General features: G+C 46.5%; 22 protein-coding genes and 1 tRNA gene. 7 read left to right on the forward strand and 16 right to left on the reverse strand.

Translation table 11 applies throughout. The annotated features are described in order from the left end of the window. Positions 1 to 12 precede the first annotated feature (12 nt). Positions 13 to 426 carry a VF530 family protein gene (locus AACT23_RS08620; RefSeq protein ID WP_013857204.1) on the forward strand — a complete coding sequence of 138 codons (414 nt, stop codon included), beginning with the start codon at positions 13 to 15 and terminating at the stop codon, positions 424 to 426. Positions 427 to 544: 118 nt separating this feature from the next. On the opposite strand, the gene AACT23_RS08625 is transcribed toward AACT23_RS08620, so the two are convergent. Both AACT23_RS08625 and AACT23_RS08630 read right to left on the reverse strand, forming a co-directional pair. Further along, on the reverse strand, positions 545 to 1651 hold the full coding sequence (locus AACT23_RS08625; protein ID WP_094129494.1) for a M23 family metallopeptidase: 1107 nt from the start codon (positions 1649 to 1651) through the stop codon (positions 545 to 547). A gap of 233 nt (positions 1652 to 1884) precedes the next feature. Further along, positions 1885 to 1961 (reverse strand) — tRNA-Arg (locus AACT23_RS08630). A gap of 201 nt (positions 1962 to 2162) precedes the next feature. Here AACT23_RS08630 and folD point away from each other — a divergent pair. Next, a complete protein-coding gene (gene folD, locus AACT23_RS08635) occupies positions 2163 to 3023 on the forward strand; it encodes a bifunctional methylenetetrahydrofolate dehydrogenase/methenyltetrahydrofolate cyclohydrolase FolD (RefSeq protein ID WP_176428681.1) in 861 nt (286 codons plus the stop codon). Positions 3024 to 3128: 105 nt separating this feature from the next. On the opposite strand, the gene AACT23_RS08640 is transcribed toward folD, so the two are convergent. The 5 genes from AACT23_RS08640 to AACT23_RS08660 all read right to left on the reverse strand — a co-directional run bounded on the left by AACT23_RS08640 (position 3129) and on the right by AACT23_RS08660 (position 9745). After that, a complete protein-coding gene (locus tag AACT23_RS08640; protein WP_094129500.1) occupies positions 3129 to 5669 on the reverse strand; it encodes an Ig-like domain-containing protein in 2541 nt (846 codons plus the stop codon). 378 nt (positions 5670 to 6047) lie between these two features. Next, positions 6048 to 7253, reverse strand: coding sequence for a NupC/NupG family nucleoside CNT transporter (locus AACT23_RS08645; protein WP_013857209.1), 1206 nt, complete (start codon positions 7251 to 7253; stop codon positions 6048 to 6050). A gap of 209 nt (positions 7254 to 7462) precedes the next feature. Further along, a complete protein-coding gene (locus AACT23_RS08650) occupies positions 7463 to 8410 on the reverse strand; it encodes a LysR family transcriptional regulator (protein WP_019282016.1) in 948 nt (315 codons plus the stop codon). A 61-nt stretch (positions 8411 to 8471) separates the two neighbouring features. Beyond that, positions 8472 to 9440, reverse strand: a complete 969-nt coding sequence (locus AACT23_RS08655) for a lytic murein transglycosylase (protein WP_013857211.1) — start codon at positions 9438 to 9440, stop codon at positions 8472 to 8474. 23 nt (positions 9441 to 9463) lie between these two features. Continuing rightward, positions 9464 to 9745, reverse strand: a complete 282-nt coding sequence (locus tag AACT23_RS08660; RefSeq protein WP_094129503.1) for a YcgL domain-containing protein — start codon at positions 9743 to 9745, stop codon at positions 9464 to 9466. A 199-nt stretch (positions 9746 to 9944) separates the two neighbouring features. Here AACT23_RS08660 and minC point away from each other — a divergent pair, with 199 nt between their 5' ends. The 3 genes from minC to minE are packed head-to-tail and all read left to right on the forward strand — an operon-like array spanning position 9945 to position 11711. Then, positions 9945 to 10607 carry a septum site-determining protein MinC gene (minC, locus tag AACT23_RS08665; RefSeq protein WP_013857213.1) on the forward strand — a complete coding sequence of 221 codons (663 nt, stop codon included), beginning with the start codon at positions 9945 to 9947 and terminating at the stop codon, positions 10605 to 10607. 20 nt (positions 10608 to 10627) lie between these two features. Next, positions 10628 to 11440 (forward strand): septum site-determining protein MinD, encoded by an 813-nt coding sequence (gene minD, locus AACT23_RS08670; protein ID WP_013857214.1) that lies wholly within the window; start codon positions 10628 to 10630, stop codon positions 11438 to 11440. 4 nt (positions 11441 to 11444) lie between these two features. Then, a complete protein-coding gene (gene minE, locus AACT23_RS08675; RefSeq protein WP_010317176.1) occupies positions 11445 to 11711 on the forward strand; it encodes a cell division topological specificity factor MinE in 267 nt (88 codons plus the stop codon). Between the two features lie 56 nt (positions 11712 to 11767). Here minE and rnd read toward each other — a convergent pair whose 3' ends face one another. From rnd to AACT23_RS08715, 8 genes are all read right to left on the reverse strand, one after another. Further along, positions 11768 to 12886, reverse strand: a complete 1119-nt coding sequence (gene rnd, locus AACT23_RS08680) for a ribonuclease D (RefSeq protein ID WP_094129506.1) — start codon at positions 12884 to 12886, stop codon at positions 11768 to 11770. Between the two features lie 97 nt (positions 12887 to 12983). After that, a complete protein-coding gene (gene fadD, locus AACT23_RS08685) occupies positions 12984 to 14678 on the reverse strand; it encodes a long-chain-fatty-acid--CoA ligase FadD (RefSeq protein WP_026028639.1) in 1695 nt (564 codons plus the stop codon). A gap of 102 nt (positions 14679 to 14780) precedes the next feature. Then, complete coding sequence (locus AACT23_RS08690; RefSeq protein WP_019283279.1) at positions 14781 to 15635, reverse strand: alpha/beta fold hydrolase; 855 nt, start codon at positions 15633 to 15635, stop codon at positions 14781 to 14783. Between the two features lie 2 nt (positions 15636 to 15637). Then, complete coding sequence (locus tag AACT23_RS08695) at positions 15638 to 16201, reverse strand: Slp family lipoprotein (RefSeq protein ID WP_094129509.1); 564 nt, start codon at positions 16199 to 16201, stop codon at positions 15638 to 15640. A gap of 15 nt (positions 16202 to 16216) precedes the next feature. Next, positions 16217 to 16522: a chromosome partitioning protein ParA gene (locus tag AACT23_RS08700; protein WP_170888650.1), complete on the reverse strand. Its 306-nt coding sequence runs from the start codon at positions 16520 to 16522 to the stop codon at positions 16217 to 16219. Positions 16523 to 16575: 53 nt separating this feature from the next. Then, positions 16576 to 17277 (reverse strand): tRNA (adenosine(37)-N6)-threonylcarbamoyltransferase complex dimerization subunit type 1 TsaB, encoded by a 702-nt coding sequence (tsaB, locus tag AACT23_RS08705; RefSeq protein WP_094129515.1) that lies wholly within the window; start codon positions 17275 to 17277, stop codon positions 16576 to 16578. Positions 17278 to 17285: 8 nt separating this feature from the next. After that, positions 17286 to 19229 carry an ATP-dependent DNA helicase gene (locus AACT23_RS08710; protein WP_038148369.1) on the reverse strand — a complete coding sequence of 648 codons (1944 nt, stop codon included), beginning with the start codon at positions 19227 to 19229 and terminating at the stop codon, positions 17286 to 17288. Between the two features lie 94 nt (positions 19230 to 19323). Then, positions 19324 to 19524 (reverse strand): hypothetical protein, encoded by a 201-nt coding sequence (locus AACT23_RS08715; RefSeq protein ID WP_013857222.1) that lies wholly within the window; start codon positions 19522 to 19524, stop codon positions 19324 to 19326. 187 nt (positions 19525 to 19711) lie between these two features. Here AACT23_RS08715 and purU point away from each other — a divergent pair, with 187 nt between their 5' ends. Further along, entirely contained in the window at positions 19712 to 20545 is an 834-nt protein-coding gene (gene purU, locus AACT23_RS08720; RefSeq protein WP_010317194.1) for a formyltetrahydrofolate deformylase, read from the forward strand. A gap of 125 nt (positions 20546 to 20670) precedes the next feature. On the opposite strand, the gene AACT23_RS08725 is transcribed toward purU, so the two are convergent. Continuing rightward, the gene (locus AACT23_RS08725; RefSeq protein WP_094129518.1) at positions 20671 to 22674 is read right to left on the reverse strand and encodes an NADPH-dependent 2,4-dienoyl-CoA reductase; all 2004 of its coding nucleotides are present in this window, start codon (positions 22672 to 22674) and stop codon (positions 20671 to 20673) included. Between the two features lie 212 nt (positions 22675 to 22886). Here AACT23_RS08725 and sppA point away from each other — a divergent pair, with 212 nt between their 5' ends. Then, a complete protein-coding gene (gene sppA, locus AACT23_RS08730) occupies positions 22887 to 24737 on the forward strand; it encodes a signal peptide peptidase SppA (RefSeq protein ID WP_094129521.1) in 1851 nt (616 codons plus the stop codon). Positions 24738 to 24762: the final 25 nt, after the last annotated feature.

Here is a 24762-nt window from a genome sequence, read left to right on the forward strand (position 1 = left end):
TAGGAACTCGTTATGATGACTGAAGAAGAAAGAATTGAATTACAAAGAAATAACCCATTACACGGTCTTAAGTTAGAAACATTACTGCAAGAACTAGTGGATTTTTACGGTTGGGATATTCTCGATACGGCAATGCGTTTTAACTGCTTCCATACCAACCCATCGGTTGCCAGCAGCGTGAAATATCTCAATAAAACCGATTGGGCGAGAGAGAAAGTAGAAAACTTCTACCTATATCGCTTTAAACGTATGCCACGCGCTTCAGCTGAAGAATATGATCTGCCACCGCGCGCGCGCACTTTCCCACATGGCCTCAAACCTAAAGAGCCAATGGAGCTGACGGTTGATTCCATTTTAAACTCACAGGCTAAAGCGGCTTCTGCCCATAAAGAGCGTTCCGCACGTAACCGTTCGTTTCGTCGTTAAAGAACGATAAGTCAGTGATCGGCTCACGACACAACAAATCGGTTGAGCACAAAATGAATGTTGGTGTAAGAGAGAACCTTGCACCAACATTTTCCATCACAACATTTCAGCGTAAACCTTAATTATAAATAGGTTGCCATAAGCAGAATTTCTGCTGCTTACGTTGGTCATACAGCCATGTATATTGGCAATGATTATCGTAACTATATCGCCCAGTCTGAACCTTATATGGCCCAAAACTCACACCTTGTAAAGATTGAAAACGCCCTTGATAAAGCAATGAGAAGTGCAAGTGAGGGCCGGTGGACGATCCACCTTCACACAAAGCAATGGAACGCTGATTAGCATAAACACCCAACTTACTGTCTTTCGTCACCCACTGATTATTCGCGACTTGGATTCCGTCCATATGGTAATAGTTCGTCGCCCAACCGTTTGGATGCGTCACGCGCAGTTGGCACCGAGACATCACCGACACGTAGCCATCATGCGCGGCCGTTACACTGTAAGTTGGCGCGCCCCAAGCTGGCCAATCGTAAGAAACGTCGATTGAAGAAAGCGGAAAACCTGAACCACTGTGCGCATGCGTACCGTTAGGTATCCACTGATACCCTTTGCGCCATGGCCACTGCATAAACCCCTCACTAGGCGAAGCAATGAGGTTTCCCATACGCATAGGAGCTGGTGTGTTTTGTGGTTCGCTGAAAGCACCAAACCAAAGCTCATATTGCGATTTCCATAATGCCCAATCATCCACCCGATTCAATTGCTGCATGACCGCTAACGTCGCAGCATTGTATTGAAGAGCCGATGAACTTTCTTGATAGTGATAGAAACGCTGAGACAGTTGATTCGCAATATCTTTGATCTGCCGCTGTCTATCGTCCAAGCTTTGCTCCGAAGCACTCTCTTGCTCTAATAACGCTAAAGTGGTCAATAACACTCGAGGATCAACCCCCGTTGCCCCAGCCCAATGGCTAACTGACTCGACAAGCTCAAGCCAATTTGGCTGATGGGTACCAATAAAATCTTCAATATTGAAAGGACGTTGATGAGGTCGAAAAACAAACTCATCATCGCTAATCAGAGAAAATGGCAGTTGGCTCTCTGCAAGCTGCGCTTCGTTAAGCCGTGGAGTATCGACATCAGGATACAACTGATGGCTTACCACCATTGGGCTAAAACAGATAAACCATGTCACTAAAGAAGATTTGGTTAGATTCATTACGCACCCTCCATATGAATTAAATTTCACATAGAGTGTGGCACAAAATATTCGTGGGATAGCTAAGAAGGTGCGTTTTGCGAAGCCAGTAGGAGCAAGATGTAATAAGATGAAAGCGATGAAATTATCAACACTCTGCACAAAAGTACCATCGGAGTAAAAAACCGAACGGATGAACATGAAAAACAAAAGCCCCGACAACTTTTTGAGTTATCGGGGCTTTCTTGAATAAATGGCGCGCCCTGTAGGATTCGAACCTACGACCACATCCTTAGAAGGGACGTGCTCTATCCAGCTGAGCTAAGGGCGCGCTACAGGGACAGGATTATACGAGTTGAACTCCGTAAATCAATCGCTTTCTCTAACATTCTGTTTCAAATGCCTAAAAAACTGCCATTCGCTAACCATGTGACGAAAAACAGAACAAAGCAAACGTTTGCTTATAGATGTTACTTTAAATATCTGCGACAATGCGCCCAAAAATATTTGCGACCAATGTGTAAGGAAAGCCATGACTGCTCAAAATATTGATGGGACACTCATCTCCCAGACGGTTCGCTCTGAAGTAGCGGCGCGGGTAAAAGCTCGCACTCAAATGGGCCTTCGCGCTCCGGGGTTAGCGGTGGTGCTGGTGGGAGAAGATCCTGCGTCACAAGTGTATGTCGGCAGCAAACGTCGTGCTTGTGAAGAAGTAGGTTTTGTTTCTAAATCCTATGATCTTCCGGCCACTGCAGGTGAAGAGGAACTACTGGCGTTAATCGATAAGCTCAATGCCGACCCTGAAATTGACGGCATTTTAGTGCAACTGCCCTTACCTGCTGGGATTGACACAACCCATGTGCTTGAACGCATTGTTCCTGAAAAAGATGTCGATGGTTTTCACCCTTACAATGTGGGCCGTTTAGCCCAACGCATTCCTAAACTGCGCTCTTGCACGCCCAAAGGGATCATCACTTTGCTTGAGCGCTATAACGTTCAACTGCGTGGTAAGCATGCGGTGATTGTGGGCGCATCCAATATTGTCGGCCGACCAATGACGTTAGAGCTGCTACTGGCTGGTTGCACCACAACCACATGCCACCGCTTCACTAAAGATTTAGAGCACCATGTTCGCCAAGCTGATTTGTTGGTGGTGGCCGTTGGTAAACCCAATTTTATTCCCGGTGCATGGATTAAAGAAGGTGCCGTGGTGATTGATGTGGGCATCAACCGCTTGGAGTCAGGCAAACTGATTGGCGATGTCGAGTACGATGTAGCGCGCACCAAAGCAAGCTTGATCACCCCTGTTCCGGGTGGTGTCGGGCCAATGACGGTTGCCAGTTTGATTGAAAACACCCTGTTGGCATGCGAGCAATTTCACCCCAATAACTGATCTTGTTATTGATTATTGCTAGTGGTTATTGATAGCTATGATGAGCGAGCCAAAAAGAACCCCAGCACTGCGCTGGGGTTCTTGCGTTATAAACCAACTTAGCCTTTATTGGGCATTATTCATTTGCGTCAGTTTGTTGCCTATTGGCGTAGAGAAATTGTAGCCGTCGTGTTCGTCCCAGTTAATAGACCATGTCATCACACCACCGTAGTTAGGGTAGTTGAAACTCGGTTTCACCGTCGCGCAAGAGGTTCCCTTGGTTAAGCAGTCCAACGCATCAAGAATGTTTTGTGTGGGCGCTTGCCCAGAGTTGGCAGAGCTCGGGCCAGAAGGCAAACCGATTGCAACTTGATCGTCACGCAGTGGTTCAAAGCGTGAACCATCGGCCAAATCAAACCCTTCTAACAGCATTTTTGATTGAGCGACCATCATATCCACCGAACCTTCAGGAGCTGCACCCGGTAGATAAGGGTTTGGTAACCCACCGTTGTTATAAAGCTGAACATGAAGTAGATCGAGTGTGTCACGAACCTCATTGATGATAGGAATATACGCACCCCAAATGCCGCTATAAGCCACCATTCCTCCTTGAACATAAGGGTGTTCTGGTGCCATGGTCAGGTACATATCACCGCCGATGTTGGCTTCAATTTGCTTTAATGCCCGGCCCAAGCGCGCTTGAATTTGCGAGCCATGCATTAAGTTAGAACCACTTTCTAAATCAACATCCAAGCCATCAAAACCCCACTCTTTGATCAACGCCGTCAAACTATCAACAAAGTGCGCTTCATCACTGTCAGTATTGAGCGTAATGTTGCCTTCAGCGCCACCAAGTGACAAAACAAAAACTTTGCCTTTGGCTTGCAAGGTCGCCATATCTTGCTTGAACTGGGTAGCATCTAAGGCGGGACAGCTACTATGCGCATCGCCTGCGAAAAGATTGAAATGCACGGTTCCATTACTGTTGCGGTCATTATCGGCAAATGCAATATCGATCACATCCCACGCATCAGACATATCAGCGAGACGCATTGGGCAGCCAGCAGCATTGACAAAATTATGCCAGTAACCGATCAATTTGTGCTTTTTCTGTGTCTGTTCAACCACCTTCACGGCAGCTGCGTCTGACAATACACTACTGCCTACATCATAAGCTTGCGCAGCCACTGTGTATTCGCCGATAGCCGTAGGTGTCCAAGTGTAGGCATAAGGCGCACTGGTATCAATTGCGACCACCGCTCCATTCACTAAGAAATCGACTTTAGAAACAGCACCAGTGAGTGACGTCGCATTGGCAGCAATATTGACTGGTTTACCTAAACCGACGGTTTGCCCTGACGTTGGCGATGTTAACGACACCACTAACGCTTGATCGCTCACTGAAACGTTAATCTGACTTTCAGCGCTATTATTGTCATTATCGGTTGCGATGGCTTTGAGTGTGGTACTTCCTACCTTGTTCGCAACCCACTCAACCGAATAAGGCGCTTGGTTTACTACGCCAAGGCTCGTGCCATCAGCAAGAAATTCCACTTGTACTACACTGCCATCGGCATCATTAGCTTGTGCACTGAGCAGGATGGTAGAACCAGCCAGAATCACTTCATTATCAGCAGGGCTTGTCAATGAAACGGTAGGTGGCGTGGCGCACGCGCCCATTCCTGTCCACGCTTCTTGCCAATAACTTCCTTTGCCCGGCTCATAGGCCCACGCTGAGCTGGAAGAGCACCAACCTGCGATATCACAACGGAACTTTTGATTATTGTTTTGCACCAGTTCGCCCGCAGCGTAACTGCTACCCGCCACATAGGTTGCTAAACCTGCACAACCACCACTTGAGCCTCCAGATACAACCAAGGCGACCTCTTGGCTATGAGTCGTTTGGTTATCATTATCCGTCGCTTTGGCTTTAAAGGTGTGAGAGCCTGAGACAGCAGTCCAATCGTGGGCATAAGGTTCTGCAGTATCTGAAGCGACGAGTTGTCCATCCACATAAAAATCAACTTGCGTGACGGTTCCATCCGAATCGGTGGCATTAGCGCTTAGCGTCAATGAGTCACCAGCCGCTAGCTGCTCAGCACCTGTTGGGCTGGTTAAGGAGATGGAAGGAGGCACTAAACCACCAACAGGCGTAACCGAGATGGTTGACTCTGTTGACGTAGTCGCACCCTGATTATCAGTGGCAATTGCAGTCACTTGGGTTGCGCCTAAAGCGGCAGTCCAATCGGTTTGGAAAGGCGCTTGTGTGATGACGGCGATCGACACGCCATTAATCAAAAATTCAACCTGTGCCACGCTACCATCGCTATCAGACGCGGTGGCTTGCAGCGTGATTAAGCTGCCTTGTGGGATTTGTGCATTATTGGCAGGAGAAACGAGATTTAGCGTGGGTGGAACATTGCCACCACCGCTGTCACACTGCCCGAGTGATAGCCAAAATGCCCAGGGGCCGTTATTGCTTGCAGGATCATTTCCCTGCGTCCAATAGTTGGCTTGATAGGCTGCGTTAGATTGCGTCACTTTATCGCCGGACGTATAAATGGCGGCCGTATCCCAAGAGCCCAAGCCATCACAGTTATAGGCTTGAGCTTGGTAGCTTATCCCTAACGTTGTAATGATGGCAGCTCTGAGTAGATAAGAACTCATTGTTCTCTCCTTTGCTTATGAATAATTAACCCGTTCCCAAGTAACTTGACGTGGTGGCCTGCAATACGCGAGATAAAGACAAGGCAACATCAAGTAGGCAGGGTATATAACTAATAAGCTAGAGGACGAGAATTGCACTCTAAATAACTGATAATTTTAATTATCTCAGCTCAAAATCACGGCATAATTTCAACATCAACACCGCTTGCAAATCTTTTTCGGCGGACTTCACGAACTTACCTAATCACACGTCGTTGAGAAATTGATATGGTCAATATTATTTTGGTGAGATGGATGGATAAAAATGCCGGCTCTGTTAGCCGGCATCGAAGATACAAAATGTATGGTGGGTTTTCGTAACCAATAGAAACGCTACGTTTATAGCGACAAAATAACCCCAGCAAGTGCAGCACTCATCAAGTTAGCCAGCACGCCAGCGCTGATCGCTCGAAAACCATATTGAGAGATGAAGCTGCGACGCTCTGGCACCAAACTGCCCAAACCACCGATCAATACTGCCATGGTCGAAATATTGGCAAAGCCGCACAGAGCAAAAGTTACAATCGCTTGAGAATGTTCACTGAGCGAATCTTTTACGTCCATCAATTGGATAAAAGCGACAAACTCGTTCACGACAATTTTATTACCAATCAGTGAGCCTGCCGTCATCGCTTCGCTCCATGGAATGCCCACCAGCCACGCAACTGGAGCAAATAGGTAGCCTAAAATCAATTCAAAACTAAGGGTTAAGCCAAACAGACCGCCCACCCAGCCCAATAGGCCGTTGAGTAGCGCAATCACACTGATAAAGGCCAGTAACGTTGCCCCAACCGCAACCGCGATACGAAGCCCAGACATTGCCCCATCAGCCACGGCTTCAACCACATTGGTTGCTTTTGGTATCTCAACCTCTTCGTTGGCCACCTGCTGACTTTGCGCTTCGGTTTCCGGCACCAAAATTTTCGCCATCAACAAACCGGCTGGAGCTGACATAAATGCCGCCGCAATAAGATAGTTAAGGTTAACGCCCAGTGAGGCATAGCCAACTAACGTTCCGCCCGCAACCGAGGCTAAGCCACACGTCATCACCGCAAAAAATTGCGAATCACTCATGTGCTTTAAATAGGGCTTAACGACTAACGGCGCTTCAATCATGCCGACGAAAATGTTCGCCGTGGCTGACAGTGACTCTGCACGCCCCGTACCCAATAATTTTTGCAAACCACCGCCAATCAAATTAATCACTTTAGGCATCAAACCAATGTGGTACAAACCGGAGATCAAAGCGGAGAAGAAAATGATGATGCCAAGCACATTAATCGCAAACACAAAACCAACGCTACCATTGGCTAAACCGCCAAAGAGAAAGCCAATTCCCTCTTGCCCATAATTGATCAAATTCGATACCGCACCCGTGACACTGTTGAGTACTTCTTTCCCCATAGGGACATACAGAACCAATAGTGCAAAGCCTACTTGCAATAAAAAAGCGAGCGACACGGTTCTAAGTTGGATGTTTTTTCTATTGGTAGAAAGTAGCCAAGCCGTAAATAAGATGGCGACGACGCCAAGTAATGAGTTCATTTGCTGTCAATCCAGATAACGGGGATAGGAAAGGCGCGCATTCTATCGTGCGAAAACGAATGCGCAAGTCGCAAATGTTACAGAGGTGTGCTTAAAAATAGCAGCCTTAAGCCTCTTGTTTCAAGCTGTTGATTTGTAACAAGCTAAACGATTGCCTAGGCTTATATTTTCCATATGGAAAAGATGTTTCTGAGTTTGGAAATAATACATTACACTTTTGTCAAACGGATGTAAGGCTCTAACTGAGTATCCCAGTAGCAAGGTGTACCGATTAAAGCCTTGATAAATTCAATCACGGCTGAGGTTTTCTTCGGCATATGTTGTCGGCTCGGGTAAACCGCATAAAAAGGCATGCTTTGATTTGCGTGCCAATCTGGCAACAACTGGATCAGTTTACCAGTTCGAAATTCATCTCGAATTAAATAAGTCGCCAAGTAAGCAACACCCCACCCTGCCACGGCGGCGTCACGGACGGCTTCGGCTAAATCCACCGAATAGTTACCCGACACATTGATGTTGACCTTTTGCTCTGGATTGGCAAACGACCAACTGGTGTAATCTCGCTCCCAACTGCGGTAGATAAGACAGTTGTGACCTAACAGATCACCGGGTGTCTGAGGGGGTGAATGGTTTAATAAGTATTCCGGTGATGCCGCCAGCACAAATTGGCAATCGGCGAGACGCTGCGCAACGTACCCTTCCGGCAAATGTTCGTTGTTGGTCACCCACAAATCAAGCCCTTCTTCGAGCATATCGACTCGATAATCGAACAAATGCACTTCCACTTGCAGTTTTGGATAACGCTGACGAAGCGCCTCCAGTGCTGGCAAAATGTGCAAAGAACCAAACGACTGTGAAAGACCAAGCTTAATCAGCCCAGACACCTCATCACGCTGGCTTTCCATTTCAGACTGCGCAGCATCCATCAACCCAACGACCGCAATACAATGGCGATAAAAAGCCTCTCCAGCCTCGGTTGTGGTGAAGCTGCGGGTGGTTCGCTGAACGAGTTTCACCCCGAGCGAGGCTTCCAGTAAGGCCAACTGCTTACTAACATGCGATACTGATACGCCTAAGCTTTTGGCCGCAGCGGTAAAGCCTTGATGTTTGATTAACGCAGCAAATATCACCATTTGCCCTGCACGTTCAACTAGCACACGCTCTCCAGAAATAGCAAAGGGCTCATGATGAGCCCTTTGCGTTCAATTAAGGTTCAAATCAATAGGTAATTCTATCCGCCAAATGGCTCACCGCGAGGGCAAAATAATATGAACGGTTCCACTTCATCAACACATTATAGTTGTTGTATACCAAGTAAACGCGGCCATTTTCATCATCTGGCATGATAAGCCAAGCTTGAACGTTGTCTAAATTAGGCAGTGGTTTACCTTCGTAACGGGTAATACCGAGCTTGTTCCACTCTCTCAGTGATTTCCCTTTTTCGGGCTGTCGTCCTTCTAAAGTGCGGTCAAACCCATGCGGAACTTTAACTTGACGGCCCCAAGTGTATTTATCATCCCATCCCGATTGGCTGAGATAATTGGCCGTCGACGCGAATACATCTTCCTTTGAGCGCCAAATGTCTTTTTTGCCATCGCCGTTACCATCGGAAGCGAACGCCAAAAACGAACTCGGCATAAACTGGCATTGTCCCATCGCGCCAGCCCATGAACCTTTCATCTCATCAGCTTGGATATGACCTTGCTGTAGAATTTGCAACGCGGCCATCGTCTCCTTGCGGAAAAATTCTTCTCGACGACCGTCATAAGCCATAGTCGTCAGCGCATCAATAACACTAAAACCACCGGTCAACGCACCAAAATTACTTTCTACGCCCCACAAAGCCACGATAAAGCGCGGTTGCACGCCATATTGTTCGCCAATGCGGCTAAGCTCTGCATAGTGCTTTTCATACAGCGCCTTTGCTTGGTTCACTTTCCATTCTGGAACCGCGCGTGGGATATATTCATCCAGCGTTAGTTTCTTTTCTGGTTGATTGCGATCGGCCGTCACAGCACGTGGCTTGTACTCCACATTTTTAAACGCATCGATTAAAATTTGCTCTGAAATGCCTTCATTTCGTGCTTGCTGCTTCAAGCCTTCAACATAGTGTTCAAAACTAACCTCATTCGCCATCAATGGCGTGGAGAGGCTTAATCCCAATACGACTGACAATAACTTTCTCAAATCGTCCTCCTTGAGCTGAAAACTTAGCTATCTTTTTGCTGAGCCTTTTGCTGCTTATATTGTTCTAATAAATTTTGTGGCGGTGGCGGTAACTGTAGGAAAAAACCCTCATTTTCTAGAGACTCTTTTACTTTTTCAATGTTCACTTGGGCAAGTGTACGCCCTTCCAGTTTCACTACCATGACTAAAGTAGGTTTACCGAACATCGCCATTAATGTGTCAGGAACCTGTGAAAAGTCATCCTTTTTAGTAACGTAGAGATAGGCACCTTCTTTTTTAGAGCTTTTGTAGATAGAGCAAAGCATGACAAACCTTTTATTGTAATAAACTGGCTTTTCGAGCCAATTAAGTTAGAAACGTTAAACTTTTACCAAATTTGAGATTAAAACAAACATTTGACCGCAAGATAACTTGCTGAGCTAAGTCAGGGAATATAACATGACAACCCTAGTTTCAGGCAACGCCCTTTCTAGTGAAGCCATTAGTTATTGAGGTCAATATAAGATGTCGAATACTCCTGACCTAAAAGGTAGCAGTTTTACTTTGTCAGTGTTACACCTTTGCGACAGTGAAGTTGCCAATACCGTTGAGTTTCTCAAGGAAAAAGTCGCCCAAGCTCCTGCTTTTTTTGCCTCTGCACCTGTGGTGATCAATATTGCTAAAGTGATTGGCGATATTGATTTTGCGATACTTAAACAAGGCATCACTGAAGCGGGAATGATCCCGGTCGGTGTGACAGGTTGCCGTGATAAACGCAGCCAAAACTTAGCCTCAGAAGCCGGCTTTGCCGTGATGGCGGCAAGCAAGTCGCCTTCTCAAGCACCCGCTCAAATCGCGCCAACCAAGGTGATTCGCACGCCCATTCGCTCTGGCCAGCAAGTGTATGCCAAAGATAGCGATTTAGTGATCCTCAATCACGTCAGCGCGGGGGCCGAAGTGATCGCCGATGGTTCAATTCACATTCATGGTTCACTGCGCGGAAGGGCCATTGCCGGTGCCAGCGGCCAAACGGAAGCAAAAATTATTTGTCACGATTTACAAGCAGAGCTGGTCTCCATTGCTGGAAATTATTGGCTTAGCGATCAAATTGAAAGTGAGTTTTGGCAGAAGAAAGTGATGCTCAGCATGGTTGATGATTCACTGCATTTTGAAACGCTCACGATTTAAAAATTAACAAGGAAAACATAATGGCACGCATTATTGTTGTAACGTCAGGAAAAGGCGGCGTTGGTAAAACAACCTCAAGCGCAGCAATTGCTTCTGGCTTGGCTTTAAAAGGTAAAAAGACAGCGGTCATCGATTTTGATATCGGTCTGCGTAACCTTGACTTAATCATGGGTTGTGAGCGCCGCGTGGTGTACGACTTTGTCAACGTCATCAACGGTGAGGCGACACTTAACCAAGCGATGATCAAAGATAAACGCACCGAAAACCTGTTTATTCTGCCTGCCTCACAAACCCGTGATAAAGATGCGCTCACCAAAGAGGGCGTAAAGCGCGTTTTGGATGAACTCGATACGATGGGCTTTGATTTCGTCATTTGCGACTCACCAGCAGGTATTGAGCAAGGCGCGTTGATGGCTTTGTACTTTGCTGATGAAGCGATTGTAACGACGAACCCTGAAGTCTCTTCCGTGCGCGACTCGGACCGCATTTTAGGGATTTTGGATTCCAAATCAATGCGCTCAGAGCAAGGGTTAGAGCCTGTTAAACAGCACCTTTTATTAACCCGTTATAACCCTACTCGCGTGACACAAGGTGAAATGTTGAGCGTGGAAGATGTTGAAGAGATTTTACATATCTCTTTACTTGGCGTGATCCCAGAAAGCCAAGCGGTGCTTAATGCCTCCAACAAAGGTGTTCCGGTTATTTTTGACGATCAATCAGACGCAGGCCAAGCTTATGCTGACGCTGTCGAGCGCTTATTAGGGCAAGAAGTCGAGTTTCGTTTTCTAACGGAGCAGAAAAAGGGCATCTTTAAACGACTTTTCGGGGGTTAATATTATGTCTCTACTTGAGTTTTTCCGACCACAAAAGAAAACGACCTCAGCAAGCCTTGCCAAAGAGCGTTTGCAAATTATCGTCGCCGAACGTCGTAGTGAAAATGACCCTGCACCGACCTATTTGCCTCAATTGAAAGAAGACATTCTCAAGGTGATCGCCAAATACGTCGCGGTTGACCCTTCGATGGTTGAAGTCTCTTTTGAGCACAAAGATGATGATATCTCTGTGCTGGAATTGAACGTGAAACTGCCAGACGAAGAAAAGTAATCCTTATGATAAAAGAGCCTGCAAAATTGCAGGCTCTTTCTCTTTACTAACCAATTTTACTCAACCAATTTGTTGAGCCGTTCACCGAGAATAGGTAAGCGCCAGCTCTGCATCACATCCGGCAATTGCGCGGGATCTCTCTCTTTCTTCCACACCCAACTCAATAGCTGGTTGAGCTGTTTTTTAGAGGCTAAAAATTCAGTCGCTAAACCCGTAGTTTGAGACACTGATTTGACTTCATCTTTCAACCGTTTAAACAACTGTTTATAGCCGGGATAGTCCATCAAAGGGTCGATTTTAGGTGGGTATTGATCAGCCGGAGTCTGCTGGCCCGCTTTCACCAATGCAATGATTTTGGCACTGTGACGTTGAATCGATCTCGGATCGGCCCCTTCATCAATCATACGGCTTGCACTCGTCAATCCCAAACGAGCGATAGTCAGCAAATCTGTCTCTTTGACCACAAAATTGAGCGCCAAATCACGGCGTACCGCCTCTTCGTAGCGCCAAGTAGCTAAGGGTTTGAGAATCGCTAATTCTTGCGGTGTTAGTTGCCATGCCCCTTTGATATCCAAATAGGCCAAATCCGGATTAGTCTGTTTAATGCGTTTGATGCTCAATAGTTCAGATTCTTGCTGCGCCGCTTGCCACCAGCCCGCCTGCGTCACTTTATCGAGTAATTTCTCGTAAATCGGCAGCAAATAAAACACATCGGCGGCAGCGTAATCCAACTGCTTTTGCGATAAAGGCCTTGCTAACCAATCAGTACGCGATTCACTTTTATCAATTTCAATCCCTAAGAATTCATTGACCAATGCGGCAAATCCGGTAGACAGTCCATGACCGAGAAAGGCCGCCATTACTTGAGTATCGACCATTGGAAACGGTGTGCAGCCAAATGCATTATGAAACACTTCGAGATCTTCACCACACGCATGCAGCACTTTGAGCACGGAGGTGTCTTGCAGTAACTCGACAAAAGGGGCCATGTCATCAAAGGCAAGTGGGTCGATTAAAGAGAGGTTTTCACCATCATAAAGCTGGATCAATCCGAGCTGTGGGTAAAAGGTACGCACTCGGACAAACTCGGTATCGAGCATCACCACATCGGCATCTCGCGCGGCAAGGCATACACGTTGTAGGTCGTTAGGCTGGGTAATTATTTGGTAGTTCACTAATGGCTCACTTTGGGCAACCCTACTAGAGGGGACATAAAAATGCCGACGGTTTGAGTCGGCATTCTAGCACTATTTTTTCATACTGACTTGATGCTTAGGCACGTTTTGTTTGTTCAATTGCCGCATCATTTTCTTCACGAAGTACGCGGCGTAAAATTTTACCCACATTACTCTTTGGTAAATCTTCCCTAAACTCAATCAACTTAGGCACTTTATAGCCAGTCAAATGTTTACGGCAATGGGCAATGATTTCATCTTTGGTTAAGCTCGGATCACGCTTAACCACATAAATCTTGACGATTTCACCAGACACTTCATGAGGCTGGCCGATAGCGGCCACTTCTAATACTTTGCCATGCAGTGCAACCACATCTTCAATCTCATTAGGATAGACGTTGAATCCAGAGACTAAAATCATGTCTTTCTTGCGATCGACAATATAGACCATTCCTTGCTCGTCAAACTTGACGATATCGCCTGTAGAGAGCCAACCATCGGCATCAATCACTTCTTTCGTCGCTTCCGGTCTTTGCCAATAACCTTGCATCACTTGTGGGCCACGCACTTGCAACTCACCGACTTGATCATAAGCCAACACTTTGCCTTCATCATCAACGATACGCACTTCGGTTGAAGGAACGGGTAAACCAATGGCTCCCGAATAATCACTTAAATCATAAGGATTACCTGTCACCAGTGGTGCACATTCAGTCAAACCGTAACCTTCAAGCAGGTGGATACCCGTCACTTTTTTCCACTGATCGGCCACCGCGCGCTGTACCGCCATGCCACCACCAACAGAAAGCTTAAGATTTTTGAAATCAAGTTCATGGAAATCTTCGTTGTTGACCAACGCATTAAACAGCGTATTCACCCCCGTAATGGCAGTAAATGGGTACTTTTGCAGCTCTTTGACAAAGCCTGGAATATCGCGTGGGTTAGTAATCAATAGGTTACGCCCACCCATTTCGACGAACAGTAAACAGTTTACAGTCAGTGCAAATACGTGATAAAGCGGTAATGCCGTCACAACCAGTTCGCGGCCTTCGGCCAATACTGGGCCATATGCCCCTTTTGCTTGGAGCACATTCGCAATCATGTTGCGGTGGGTCAGAATTGCCCCTTTTGCCACACCGGTTGTACCACCGGTATATTGCAAAAATGCAATGTCGTCGCCAGACATAAAAGGCTTCACATACTGTAAACGGCGACCTTTGTGCAACGCCTTACGCATGGAAATGGCACCTGGTAAGTCATATTTTGGCACCATCCCTTTCACATATTTCACAACGAAATCAACCAACGTCCCTTTTGCTCTAGGTAACATCTGTCCAAGGCTGGTCAATACCACATGTTTTACCGAGGTATTTTCAACAATTTGCTCTAAGGTATTGGCAAAATTCGAGACGATGACGATCGCCTTTGCATCGGCGTCATTCAGTTGATGTTCAAGCTCCCGCGGGGTGTACAACGGGTTAACATTCACCGCAATCAACCCAGCTCGTAATACGCCAAATAACGCGACCGGATACTGCAATAGGTTAGGCATCATTAAGGCGACACGATCACCTTTTTTCAGCTTCAGCTCATTTTGCAAATAGGCGGCAAATGCTCGGCTGCGCTCTTCCAGTTTACGAAAAGTCATGACCGAACCCATATTCATAAAGGCTGGTTGATCGGCATATTTATGAACCGATTGCTCAAACATTTCGACCAAAGAGAGGTACTGATCAGGGTTGATGAATTCAGGTACATCAGTTGGATAGCGTGAAAGCCAAGGTTTCTCCACGGTAATACTCCTCGTTATTGGCGGCTGCTCTACGGCGATATTTTTATGTGCGCTATTACAGCACAGCCAAAGCGCTTGAGCACGAAACACTCAAACACTTGTTTAAATTTTGTTAACTAAGCCAAAAATTAGTTCGGCGACTTGCGAAGGTTGCTCAAGATGGCAATGATGACCACCAGAAATAGTGAACATCTCTTGCCGATCATCGGCGAAATAGCCTCGAGCGGCTCGTAACTCAGAAAAACCGTGTGTACCGAGAATCACACGTTGTGGGCATTGGATGTGCGCCATTATGTGCTGAGCATGCTCATACGACATGCGATACAAGGAATCGCTGTTTAACTGTGGGTCATGACGCCAATACCACTCGTCATTACGCCGCTCAACCCCTCGAATAACGATGGGTTGGATCAAGGCTGCTTCTAACTGGTTGACTTCGGCTCGGCGAGCAACAGCGTATTCTAAATTCGGTAACCTACGACGAGGCTTACGCCGGATCCGCTGGCGGCTGAGTACGCCATTGCGCAGCCTGGCCACACTCTCTAGTGGCGATTCAGCCAATGGAGCAATTCCTTCGATTTGAACTAATCCTGCGACTTGCTCAGGAAAGGCGGCACTATAGCAACTTGCGATTAAAGCACCAAGGGAATGCCCTACGATCACTAACCTGTTTGGTGATAAGTTGAGCAAAAATGAGTAAATATCATCAATATAGTCATGAAATGGGTAAAAATGACCGTCGGCTTTATGGCTTGAAAGGCCATGTCCCGGTAAATCGATTGCGCAAAGGTGTAACTGTGGATTAAGGTGACTTAACGCTTTGATAACGGTAAGAAAACTGGATGAATTATCTAACCAACCATGCAAAAAAACGACCGATAAGTCGGCCGTTTGTGCGTTTCCCAACTCTTGAGTCGCAATCATTCCTTGCGCAAGAGAGTACTGTTTTTGTTGCATCGCTATTTCACTTCTTGTACCACGCGCCCTTCACGAGCACCAATGTACATTTGACGACAATATAAGCTGTGGCAAGGGTACATATAAGTACCGAGATCATTCACGACCACTCTTTCTTCAACTCGCCACAAATGTAGCCCTTTTACGGCCATGGTTGGGAAAGTGTATTCAAACTCACCTACTTTGGCTTTTTCTGGAGTAAGGCTGGTTCCCACTAGCGTCACCAAACGATCTTTCGCATAAGCCACTGGGTCAACAAACCCGTCAACATAGCCAACAAAACGCCCTTGCGGTTCGCGGTCGATATCCGGTCGGCCTGATGAGCTAATCGGCAAATTGACTATTTCAATCCGTGTTTTATCCGCCAAATTAGTCACACTGGCGATGACGCCGCCCAGCCGGACTTCATCTTGCTCATTGATTGGCGTATTGACCCAAGTGGCGTAATCGGTGATCACGGCATCACTACGGGCACGAAGATCATCCGGTAAGCTTGAGCATGCACCAAGCAGCAATGTGGACGATAACAATAGTAGCGTTTTAGAAGTGGAAAAAGATCGCATCATAATGACCTTGTTGGATTAGATGTAGATATCGACTCCAAGCAGTTGAGCAAGTTCCTCTTTTTTTGCTTGGTTCATCACGTCCATGTACTCTTCCATCGCCTTTCTTGATCGACCTTCAGGAAGATCGTATTCCAGATTAGCCTGATGAATCTCTGATGGATCGACATGACGAATTGAATGAGAAACAGCATTCGCCACCTTAGTAGGTTGGCCTACTCCGGTTTTGACATCGCCTTTCTTTACCCCATTGTTCTTATTTGCGCGATTAGCCCTATTGCTACCGGGCACTATCGCAGGAGGTAAACCGTTAATTGAAACCATACTGTTCCTATTCAATTAGAGCAAGACGAATGCAACGCCTTGCCTTTAACTGATTATTCTCGGCCCGGTAACTTCTTCCAAGCCACGTTATCACGCAGGTAAACAGGGCTCGACTCTTCCACTGTTAGCGTGTTTCCTTTAGCAAACTCATACTGAGCAAGAAACACCATATCCTGTGCATCTGGGTACAATACTTCCCCCATTTGACACGAGATAGGCAACGTATCTAACTCTTCTTTATAAGCCGCCCAACCCGTTCCAGCGCAGCCCCAAGTGATGCTGTCAGCTTTGATTTGCTCAGCAAGAGTATTAGGAGCAATGACGCACTCTGCATCTATCTCTTGCCAAGAGCCATCTTCTTTACGTGTATAACGACCCCAGTAAATCTCACTCATTCTGGCGTCAATTGCACACGCCACCTGCTGGTAACCCTGTAAACGATAGCTGCCTTGCGCCATCGCTGCCAGGGTCGAAATACCTATCATAGGTAAATCAGCGCCGAATGCTAAACCTTGTGCAATTCCAATGCCAATCCGTACTCCGGTAAAACTGCCCGGACCACGGCCAAAGGCTAGCGCGTCTAGTTCCTGTAAGGTGATGCCCGCTTCTTTGAGGACGGAATCCACCATGGGTAGAATTTTCTTGGTGTGATCGCGAGGGGCAACTTCACTGCGAACGTACAGTTTGCCGTTCATCATTAAAGCAACAGAACAGTTCTCTGTTGCTGTGTCTAAGGCAAGGATCTTTGCGCTCATTACTGTCTCTAATTGTTGTTAATAGTTACGGGTGTCGTGACTGAAATTTGACTTAAGAAATCTTTTACTTTGTCCAAATCCCGCGTACGTGGAATGGGCGGTAAACTGGCAAGAAATAGCCCACCGTAGTCACGGGTGACTAAACGGTTATCACAAATGATCAGTACACCTTTGTCATGTTTATCGCGGATCAAACGCCCGACCCCTTGTTTCAAGGTGATGACGGCATCGGGTAGTTGTACTTGCGCAAATGGATCTCCACCGCGCATTCGGCAATCTTCAATTCGCGCTTTCAACAACGGATCATCCGGTGCGGTAAATGGAAGTTTGTCGATAATAACACAGCTTAATGCGTCACCTCTAACATCTATCCCTTCCCAAAATGCCCCTGTCGCGACCAATAAGGCATTACCTAATTCCATAAATTCGGCCAACGTTTTTTGTTTACTCGTCTCCCCTTGCATCAGCACTGGCACGGTTAACACTTCTCGAAAACGTTCACCTAACTCGCGCATCATGCTGTGGGAAGTACACAAAAAGAAGCAGCGGCCTTGGTTTTGCTCAATCACTGGCGACAAAATACGCACCAATTTATCGGCAAGGCCTGGGCTATTGGGTTCAGGTAAATAGCGTGGCACACACAGCCGCGCCTGCTGCTGATAGTCAAACGGGCTTGGTAATGAAAACTGAGCTTGGGGCTTTAATCCTAAGCGCTGAGTGAAATGGCTAAAATCGTCGTTTACGGCCAAAGTAGCGGAGGTGAAAATCCATGCGCCCTGCTTTTGTTGCACCTGTTCGTGAAATTTATCGGCCACCGAAAGTGGGGTGATGTGTAAACTAAAATGACGCGGCGTGGTGTCATACCAATAGGAATAACCGGTAATAGAGACATCACACACTCGATCAATTCGTCCTTTAATTAAGTTGGCGCGCTCAAATGCGGTATCCAATAACTGGCTGCGACCTAACGCGAGTTTTAACACATCGATAGCAAAATCTAAGCTGTCTCGCAAACGCGCTAATTCTCGCGAAATCGATGGTGAAGCTAACGCCTCACGCCAGTTGCCTCGAAAACTGGGTTCACCCAACACAATGCGTAAATCCATCGCTGACTGTACCAGTTTATCGCCCACTTTCTGCAATTGGCGCATATCTTTTGCTTCAGTGCGATAGCCGATTTCAATATCTTTCGCCAGCTCTTGGACTTGGCGACTGGAGACTGATTGACCAAAATATTGGCTGGCGATATCCGGTAACTGATGCGCTTCGTCGAAGATAAAGACCTCGGCTTCGGGGATCAACTCACCAAACCCGGTTTCTTTGATCGCCAGATCGGCTAGAAAAAGGTGATGGTTGACCACGACAACGTCGGCATCCATCGCCTTTTTGCGCGCTTTAGAGACAAAACAGTCGACGTAACTTGGGCACTCTTTGCCAAGGCAATTGTCGTTGGTTGAGGTGATGGTTGGAATGACCGCACTGTCTTCTGGCAACTCTTCACATTCGCCTAAATCACCACTTTTGGTTTCCGATGACCAACGACGCACTTTCACTAATTGAGTCAGCAGCTGTGGATCAGATTGGTTGGTGTGGCTTTCCACCATTTGGCGGCTTAGCCTATCAAGGCACAGATAGTTTGCTCGGCCTTTTAATAGCGCAACATTGCCATAGAAACCGAGCGCATCAATCATCAAGGGTAAATCACGATGAAAAAGCTGCTCTTGTAGGTTTTTAGAACCCGTACTGATAATGACTTTTTTACCACTGAGCAGCGCAGGCACCAGATACGCAAAGGTTTTGCCTGTACCAGTCCCTGCTTCAACCACTAATTGCGATTGTTGGGCAATCGCCTTAGCGACCGCTTCAGCCATGTCAATTTGCGCTTGTCGAGCTTGAAAACCGGCAATGGCCTTGCCTAATGCTCCTTGTGAAGAGAAGGTTTTTGCAATCATCAAAAAGTGGAGGTAAGTGTTCGTTGCGGGGCATTATGTCAGGTTTGATGAGCTGGCGCGAATCCAAGTGCAACCCGCGCCAGTTAGGTGTGTTCTATTTGCGATTGAGGTAACGAGATAACCAAGCTGGTCCTTCGTACCCATTCTCCGTTTGGGTCATTGCTTTTGCCGCCTCGGCGGGTGACGCTCGGTTCTCCCACATGTCTTCCAAAATGATTTCGTCAATTTGATGGTCTCCCATCAATGCACTCACTCTTTCCATATACAGCTTTCGTGCGAGGAGTTCTCTATCCATAAATACCGCCTTAAGACACTCTGTGAGGAAGAAAATTAGTAAAAGCCTAACGGTGAACCCGTTTATATATTGAAACCAACTTAATAATAGATTAATTATAGCCCTTATATTGCGGGGCGCCTCACCGTTCACACGCTCACGAATTAGTTTTTAGAACGAAAAAAATCATGCACGGAAGTAATTAATAATGGAAAGAAAAACACTGCTCACTCATTGTAGTGATGCGCCCGGACTTATCTCTAAAATCACGAACATTTGTTATAAACATCAACTCAATATTATTCATAATAATGAGTATGTTGATAACATCAGTGGTCACTTTTTTATGCGTACTGAATTGGAAGGCTACTTTAACGACACCACCCTTTTAGCCGACCTTGACCAAGCCTTGCCTGCACACGCAAAACGTAAACTGATTGATTCTTCGCGCAAACGCATCGTTATTTTGGTGACTAAAGAAGCACATTGCTTGGGCGATATTTTGATTAAGAATTATGATGGCAGCTTGGATGTCGATATTGCTGCAGTGATTGGCAATTACGATACGCTGCAAAATCTGACCGAAAAGTTTGATATCCCGTATCACCATGTTTCTCATGAAGGGCTAAACCGCGAGGAACACGAGCAGAAATTGTTAGAAGTGCTGGACCAATATCACGCCGACTATTTGGTCCTCGCCAAATACATGCGGGTACTCACTCCTGGTTTTGTCGATAAGTACCATCACAAAATTATTAATATTCACCACAGCTTTTTACCGGCATTCATTGGTGCAAAACCTTACCAGCAAGCGTACGAGCGCGGTGTGAAAATCATTGGTGCGACGGCGCACTTTGTCACTAATGATTTAGATGAAGGCCCGATTATTAAGCAAGATGTGATCCCGGTTGATCACACATTCAGCGCGCAAAACATGGCGCAAGCTGGACGGGATGTTGAGAAAAATGTGCTGAGTAAAGCCTTGAACAAAGTCATCAACGATCACGTTTTTGTTTATGGCAACAAAACGGTCATTTTATAGCAAAGCGAAGAGTGTTCTTCACGAACATAGGAAAGACAAAAGGCGCGATTTGCGCCTTTTGTTGTTTTACGATTGCTGGCTGATCACTCCAAGTGATAGCACCACCGGCTAGCTTGGACCATAGATTATAACTTAATCGCCAGCTCTACCCCCTGACGAATCGCACGCACAGCATCAAGCTCACCAGCATAATCGGCACCACCAATCACATGCATCTTCTCACCCAATGATGCCCATTTATCTTCAAAAGGACGTACCGATTCTTGCCCGGCACAAATCACAATTTTATCGGCGTCTAACAGCAAAGGATTACCGTCAAGCGTGATATGTAAACCGTCAGCGGCAATTTTTTCATAACCGACACCACCCAGTAGATTCACTCCACGCTTTTCTAAGGTGCGTTTATGGATCCAACCTGTGGTCTTACCGGGGCCTTTACCTACTCGTCCTTTGCGGCGCTGCAATAGCCATACCGTTTTTTCACTCATACAATCGGGAAATGGGTACAAACCTCCGGGATAAGCAATCTCTTTATCGATGCCCCAATCATGCAGCCAATCATCAAGCGTATGCTCTGTCGGCTCAGTCAACATAGTGGCGACGTCGACACCAATTCCGCCAGCACCAACAATCGCGACTTTTTCGCCAACGGGTGTTTTTTCACGGATCAGCGTTTGGTAATCCACCACCTTTTCTAGGTTATCAATACCATCAATTTTTACTTTTCTCGGCTCGACACCCGACGCCATCACCACTTCATCGTACGGTTCGAGCATCTCAAAATTGACGTCAGTATCTAAATGCAGATGCACACCGGTTTGATCAATACGATTTGCAAAGTAGCGAATGGTTTCTCTAAACTCTTCTTTGCCGGGAATTTGCATCGCCAAACGGAACTGGCCACCAATGCGATCATTTTTTTCAAACAGATCAACATGATGCCCACGCTCAGCTAATGTAGTCGCACAAGCAAGCCCCGCCGGACCTGCGCCAATCACCGCCATTTTTTTCGGCTGAGCCGCAGGGCGAATAACCATTTCCGTTTCATAGCAGGCCCGCGGGTTGACGAGGCAACTGGCCCGTTTGCCTTTAAATACGTTATCTAAACAGGCTTGGTTACAGCCGATACACGTATTGATCAGCGCGGCTTTTCCTTGCTCGGCTTTGGCAACAAATTCTGGATCGGCAAGAAACGGACGCGCCATCGACACCATATCCGCTTGACCCATTGCTAATATTTTTTCTGCTTCTTCTGGAGTGTTGATGCGATTACAGGTCACTACGGGCACAGAGAGATGTGGGCGGATTTTTTCCGTTACCCAAGTAAAAGCAGCACGGGGTACTTGAGTCGCTATCGTTGGAACGCGCGCTTCATGCCAACCGATGCCCGTATTGATAATGGTCACGCCAGCTTGTTCAAGTGCCTTAGCGAGCATTAAAACCTCTTCGAAAGTGCTGCCCTCTTCGACTAAATCCAGCATTGAAAGACGGAAAATGATGATGAACTCTTTACCAACCACTGCGCGAATCGCTTTCACTATCTCAATGGGTAAACGGATACGATTTTCGTAACTACCGCCCCAATCGTCGTAACGCATGTTGGTACGTTTACAGATAAATTGGTTGATCAAATACCCTTCCGAGCCCATCACTTCCACACCATCGTATCCTGCAAGGTGAGCTAATTCAGCACTACTGACAAAGGCATCAATGGTTTTTTTTATCTGACGAGCACTCATTTCACTCGGTGCAAAACGCGCAATAGGTGCTTTAATCGCCGAAGCACTTTGGGCAAAAGGGTGCATTGCGTATCGGCCTGCGTGCAGCAATTGCAAGGCGATTTTTCCACCTTGGCGATGCACTGCCTCAGTCACAACTTGGTGTGCACGCGCATGTTTTGCCTTGCTAAATTCAGCACTGAAAGGGTGCAGTCGACCGCGCAAATTAGGCGAAAACCCGCCCGTCACAATCAGCCCAACCCCACCTTTTGCACGCTCTTCATAAAAAGCGGCCAGCTTATGGAGCCCTTCCTTGTGCTCTTCTAATCCCGTGTGCATTGATCCCATCAATACACGGTTGCGTAACTGAGTAAATCCTAAATCCAAAGGCTCTAACAGATGTGGGTACATGGCGACTTCACTTTTATAATTATGCGTTATGGTCTGACCAGAATATTATTGCCCACAAAAAAAATCAAACAAGTGTTTACATTTTTGTAACACCGATCAATCTTGCGGTTGTTTGGGTATACTAGATCACGTAGGATGTAAGCCATTAATATCTCAAGGTTAATCCCTTGATTCATTTAAACACGCTTGCGAATAGCCGCAGTGGAGAAACAATGAAATCACTATTTCGATTTATCGGTTTGATATTTAAAGGTTTTTGGAAAATCATTACCTTTATTCGTTTAGCCTTAACCAACCTGTTCTTTTTGCTCAGTATTGCACTGATTTATTTCTTGTATGTGCATGCCGATTCTCCCCTGCCTACCATAGAAAAAGAGTCCGCATTAGTAATGAACTTATCGGGACCGATTGTTGAACAGAGTTCTTACATCAATCCGATGGATTCAATGACTGGTTCATTTTTTGGCAAAGACTTACCCAAAGAAAATGTATTATTTGATGTAGTAGAGACCATTCGCCATGCGAAAGACGATGCGAAAATCACAGGCATTGTGCTCGCTCTTGGAGAAATGCCTGAAACCAACCTCACTAAGCTACGTTACATTGCTAAAGCGCTGAACGAATTTAAAGCCACGGGCAAACCCATCTACGCGGTGGGAGATTTCTATAATCAAAGCCAATATTACTTGGCAAGCTACGCCGATAAAGTCTATTTGGCACCGGATGGCGCAGTGATGCTGAAAGGCTACAGTGCCTATTCAATGTACTACAAAACTTTGCTGGAAAAGCTGGATGTTAATACGCACGTTTTCCGTGTCGGCACTTATAAATCAGCCATTGAGCCATTTATTCGTGACGATATGTCCGACGCGGCAAAAGAGTCCGCCTCTCGCTGGTTAACGCAGTTGTGGGGAGCGTACGTTGATGACGTAGCGACCAACCGTAAGATTGACGGGAAAACGTTAAACCCATCAATGGATGAATTTCTGACGCAATTAAAAGCGAGTGAGGGTGATCTCGCTGCTTTATCATTAAAATTAGGGTTAGTAGATGAATTGGCCACTCGCCAACAAATGCGCCTATCGCTCGCCGAAACATTTGGAAGCAATGGAGAAGATAGCTACAACGCCGTAGGTTACTACGAATATCAAGCCACCATTAGTCCACAGTTTAACGCTGATATGGACGATGTAGCCGTAATCGTGGCTAGTGGTACCATCATGGATGGAGATCACCCACGAGGCACAGTCGGTGGTGATACCACCGCCGCATTACTTCGCCAAGCGCGTAACGATGATAAAGTCAAAGCCGTCGTATTGCGTGTGGACAGCCCAGGAGGCAGCGCCTTTGCCTCCGAAGTTATTCGTAATGAAATTCAAGCGTTAAAAGACGCAGGCAAACCGGTTGTCGTCTCAATGTCAAGCCTTGCAGCGTCTGGCGGTTATTGGATTTCAATGAGTGCGGATAAAATTATCGCGCAGCCAACCACGTTAACCGGTTCGATTGGTATTTTTAGTGTCATCACCACATTCGAAAAAGGACTCAATAAATTGGGGGTTTATACCGATGGCGTAGGAACCTCACCTTTTTCTGGTGTCGGTGTCACCACAGGGCTAACAAAAGGCGTGGCCGACGCACTACAACTGGGCATTAACCATGGTTACCAGCGTTTCATTAGTTTGGTGGGAGAGAACCGTGGCCTTTCATTGGCACAAGTCGATCAGGTCGCGCAAGGCCGCGTATGGACAGGACAAGATGCGATGGATCATGGTTTAGTCGATCAAATGGGTGACTTTGATGATGCCATTAAGCTCGCAGCACAACTGGCAAAATTAGAGACCTACAATATTTATTGGGTAGAAGAACCCCTTTCACCCGCTGAGCAATTCTTGCAAGACATCATGAATCAAGTGCAAGTTCGCTTCGGTTTTGATGTATCAACACTAGTGCCAGCGTCGCTGCAACCTGTAGCAAAACAATGGGTGCAAGATGCCAGCTTGCTCAACCATTTTAATGATCCGAAAGGGCAATATGCGTTCTGCCTAAACTGCCAAGTTCAGTAGCAATATCAATCTGTAATGACTAAAA

The organism is Vibrio sp. V09_P4A23P171, assembly GCF_963875615.1.
GTDB classification, from domain to species: domain Bacteria; phylum Pseudomonadota; class Gammaproteobacteria; order Enterobacterales; family Vibrionaceae; genus Vibrio; species Vibrio anguillarum.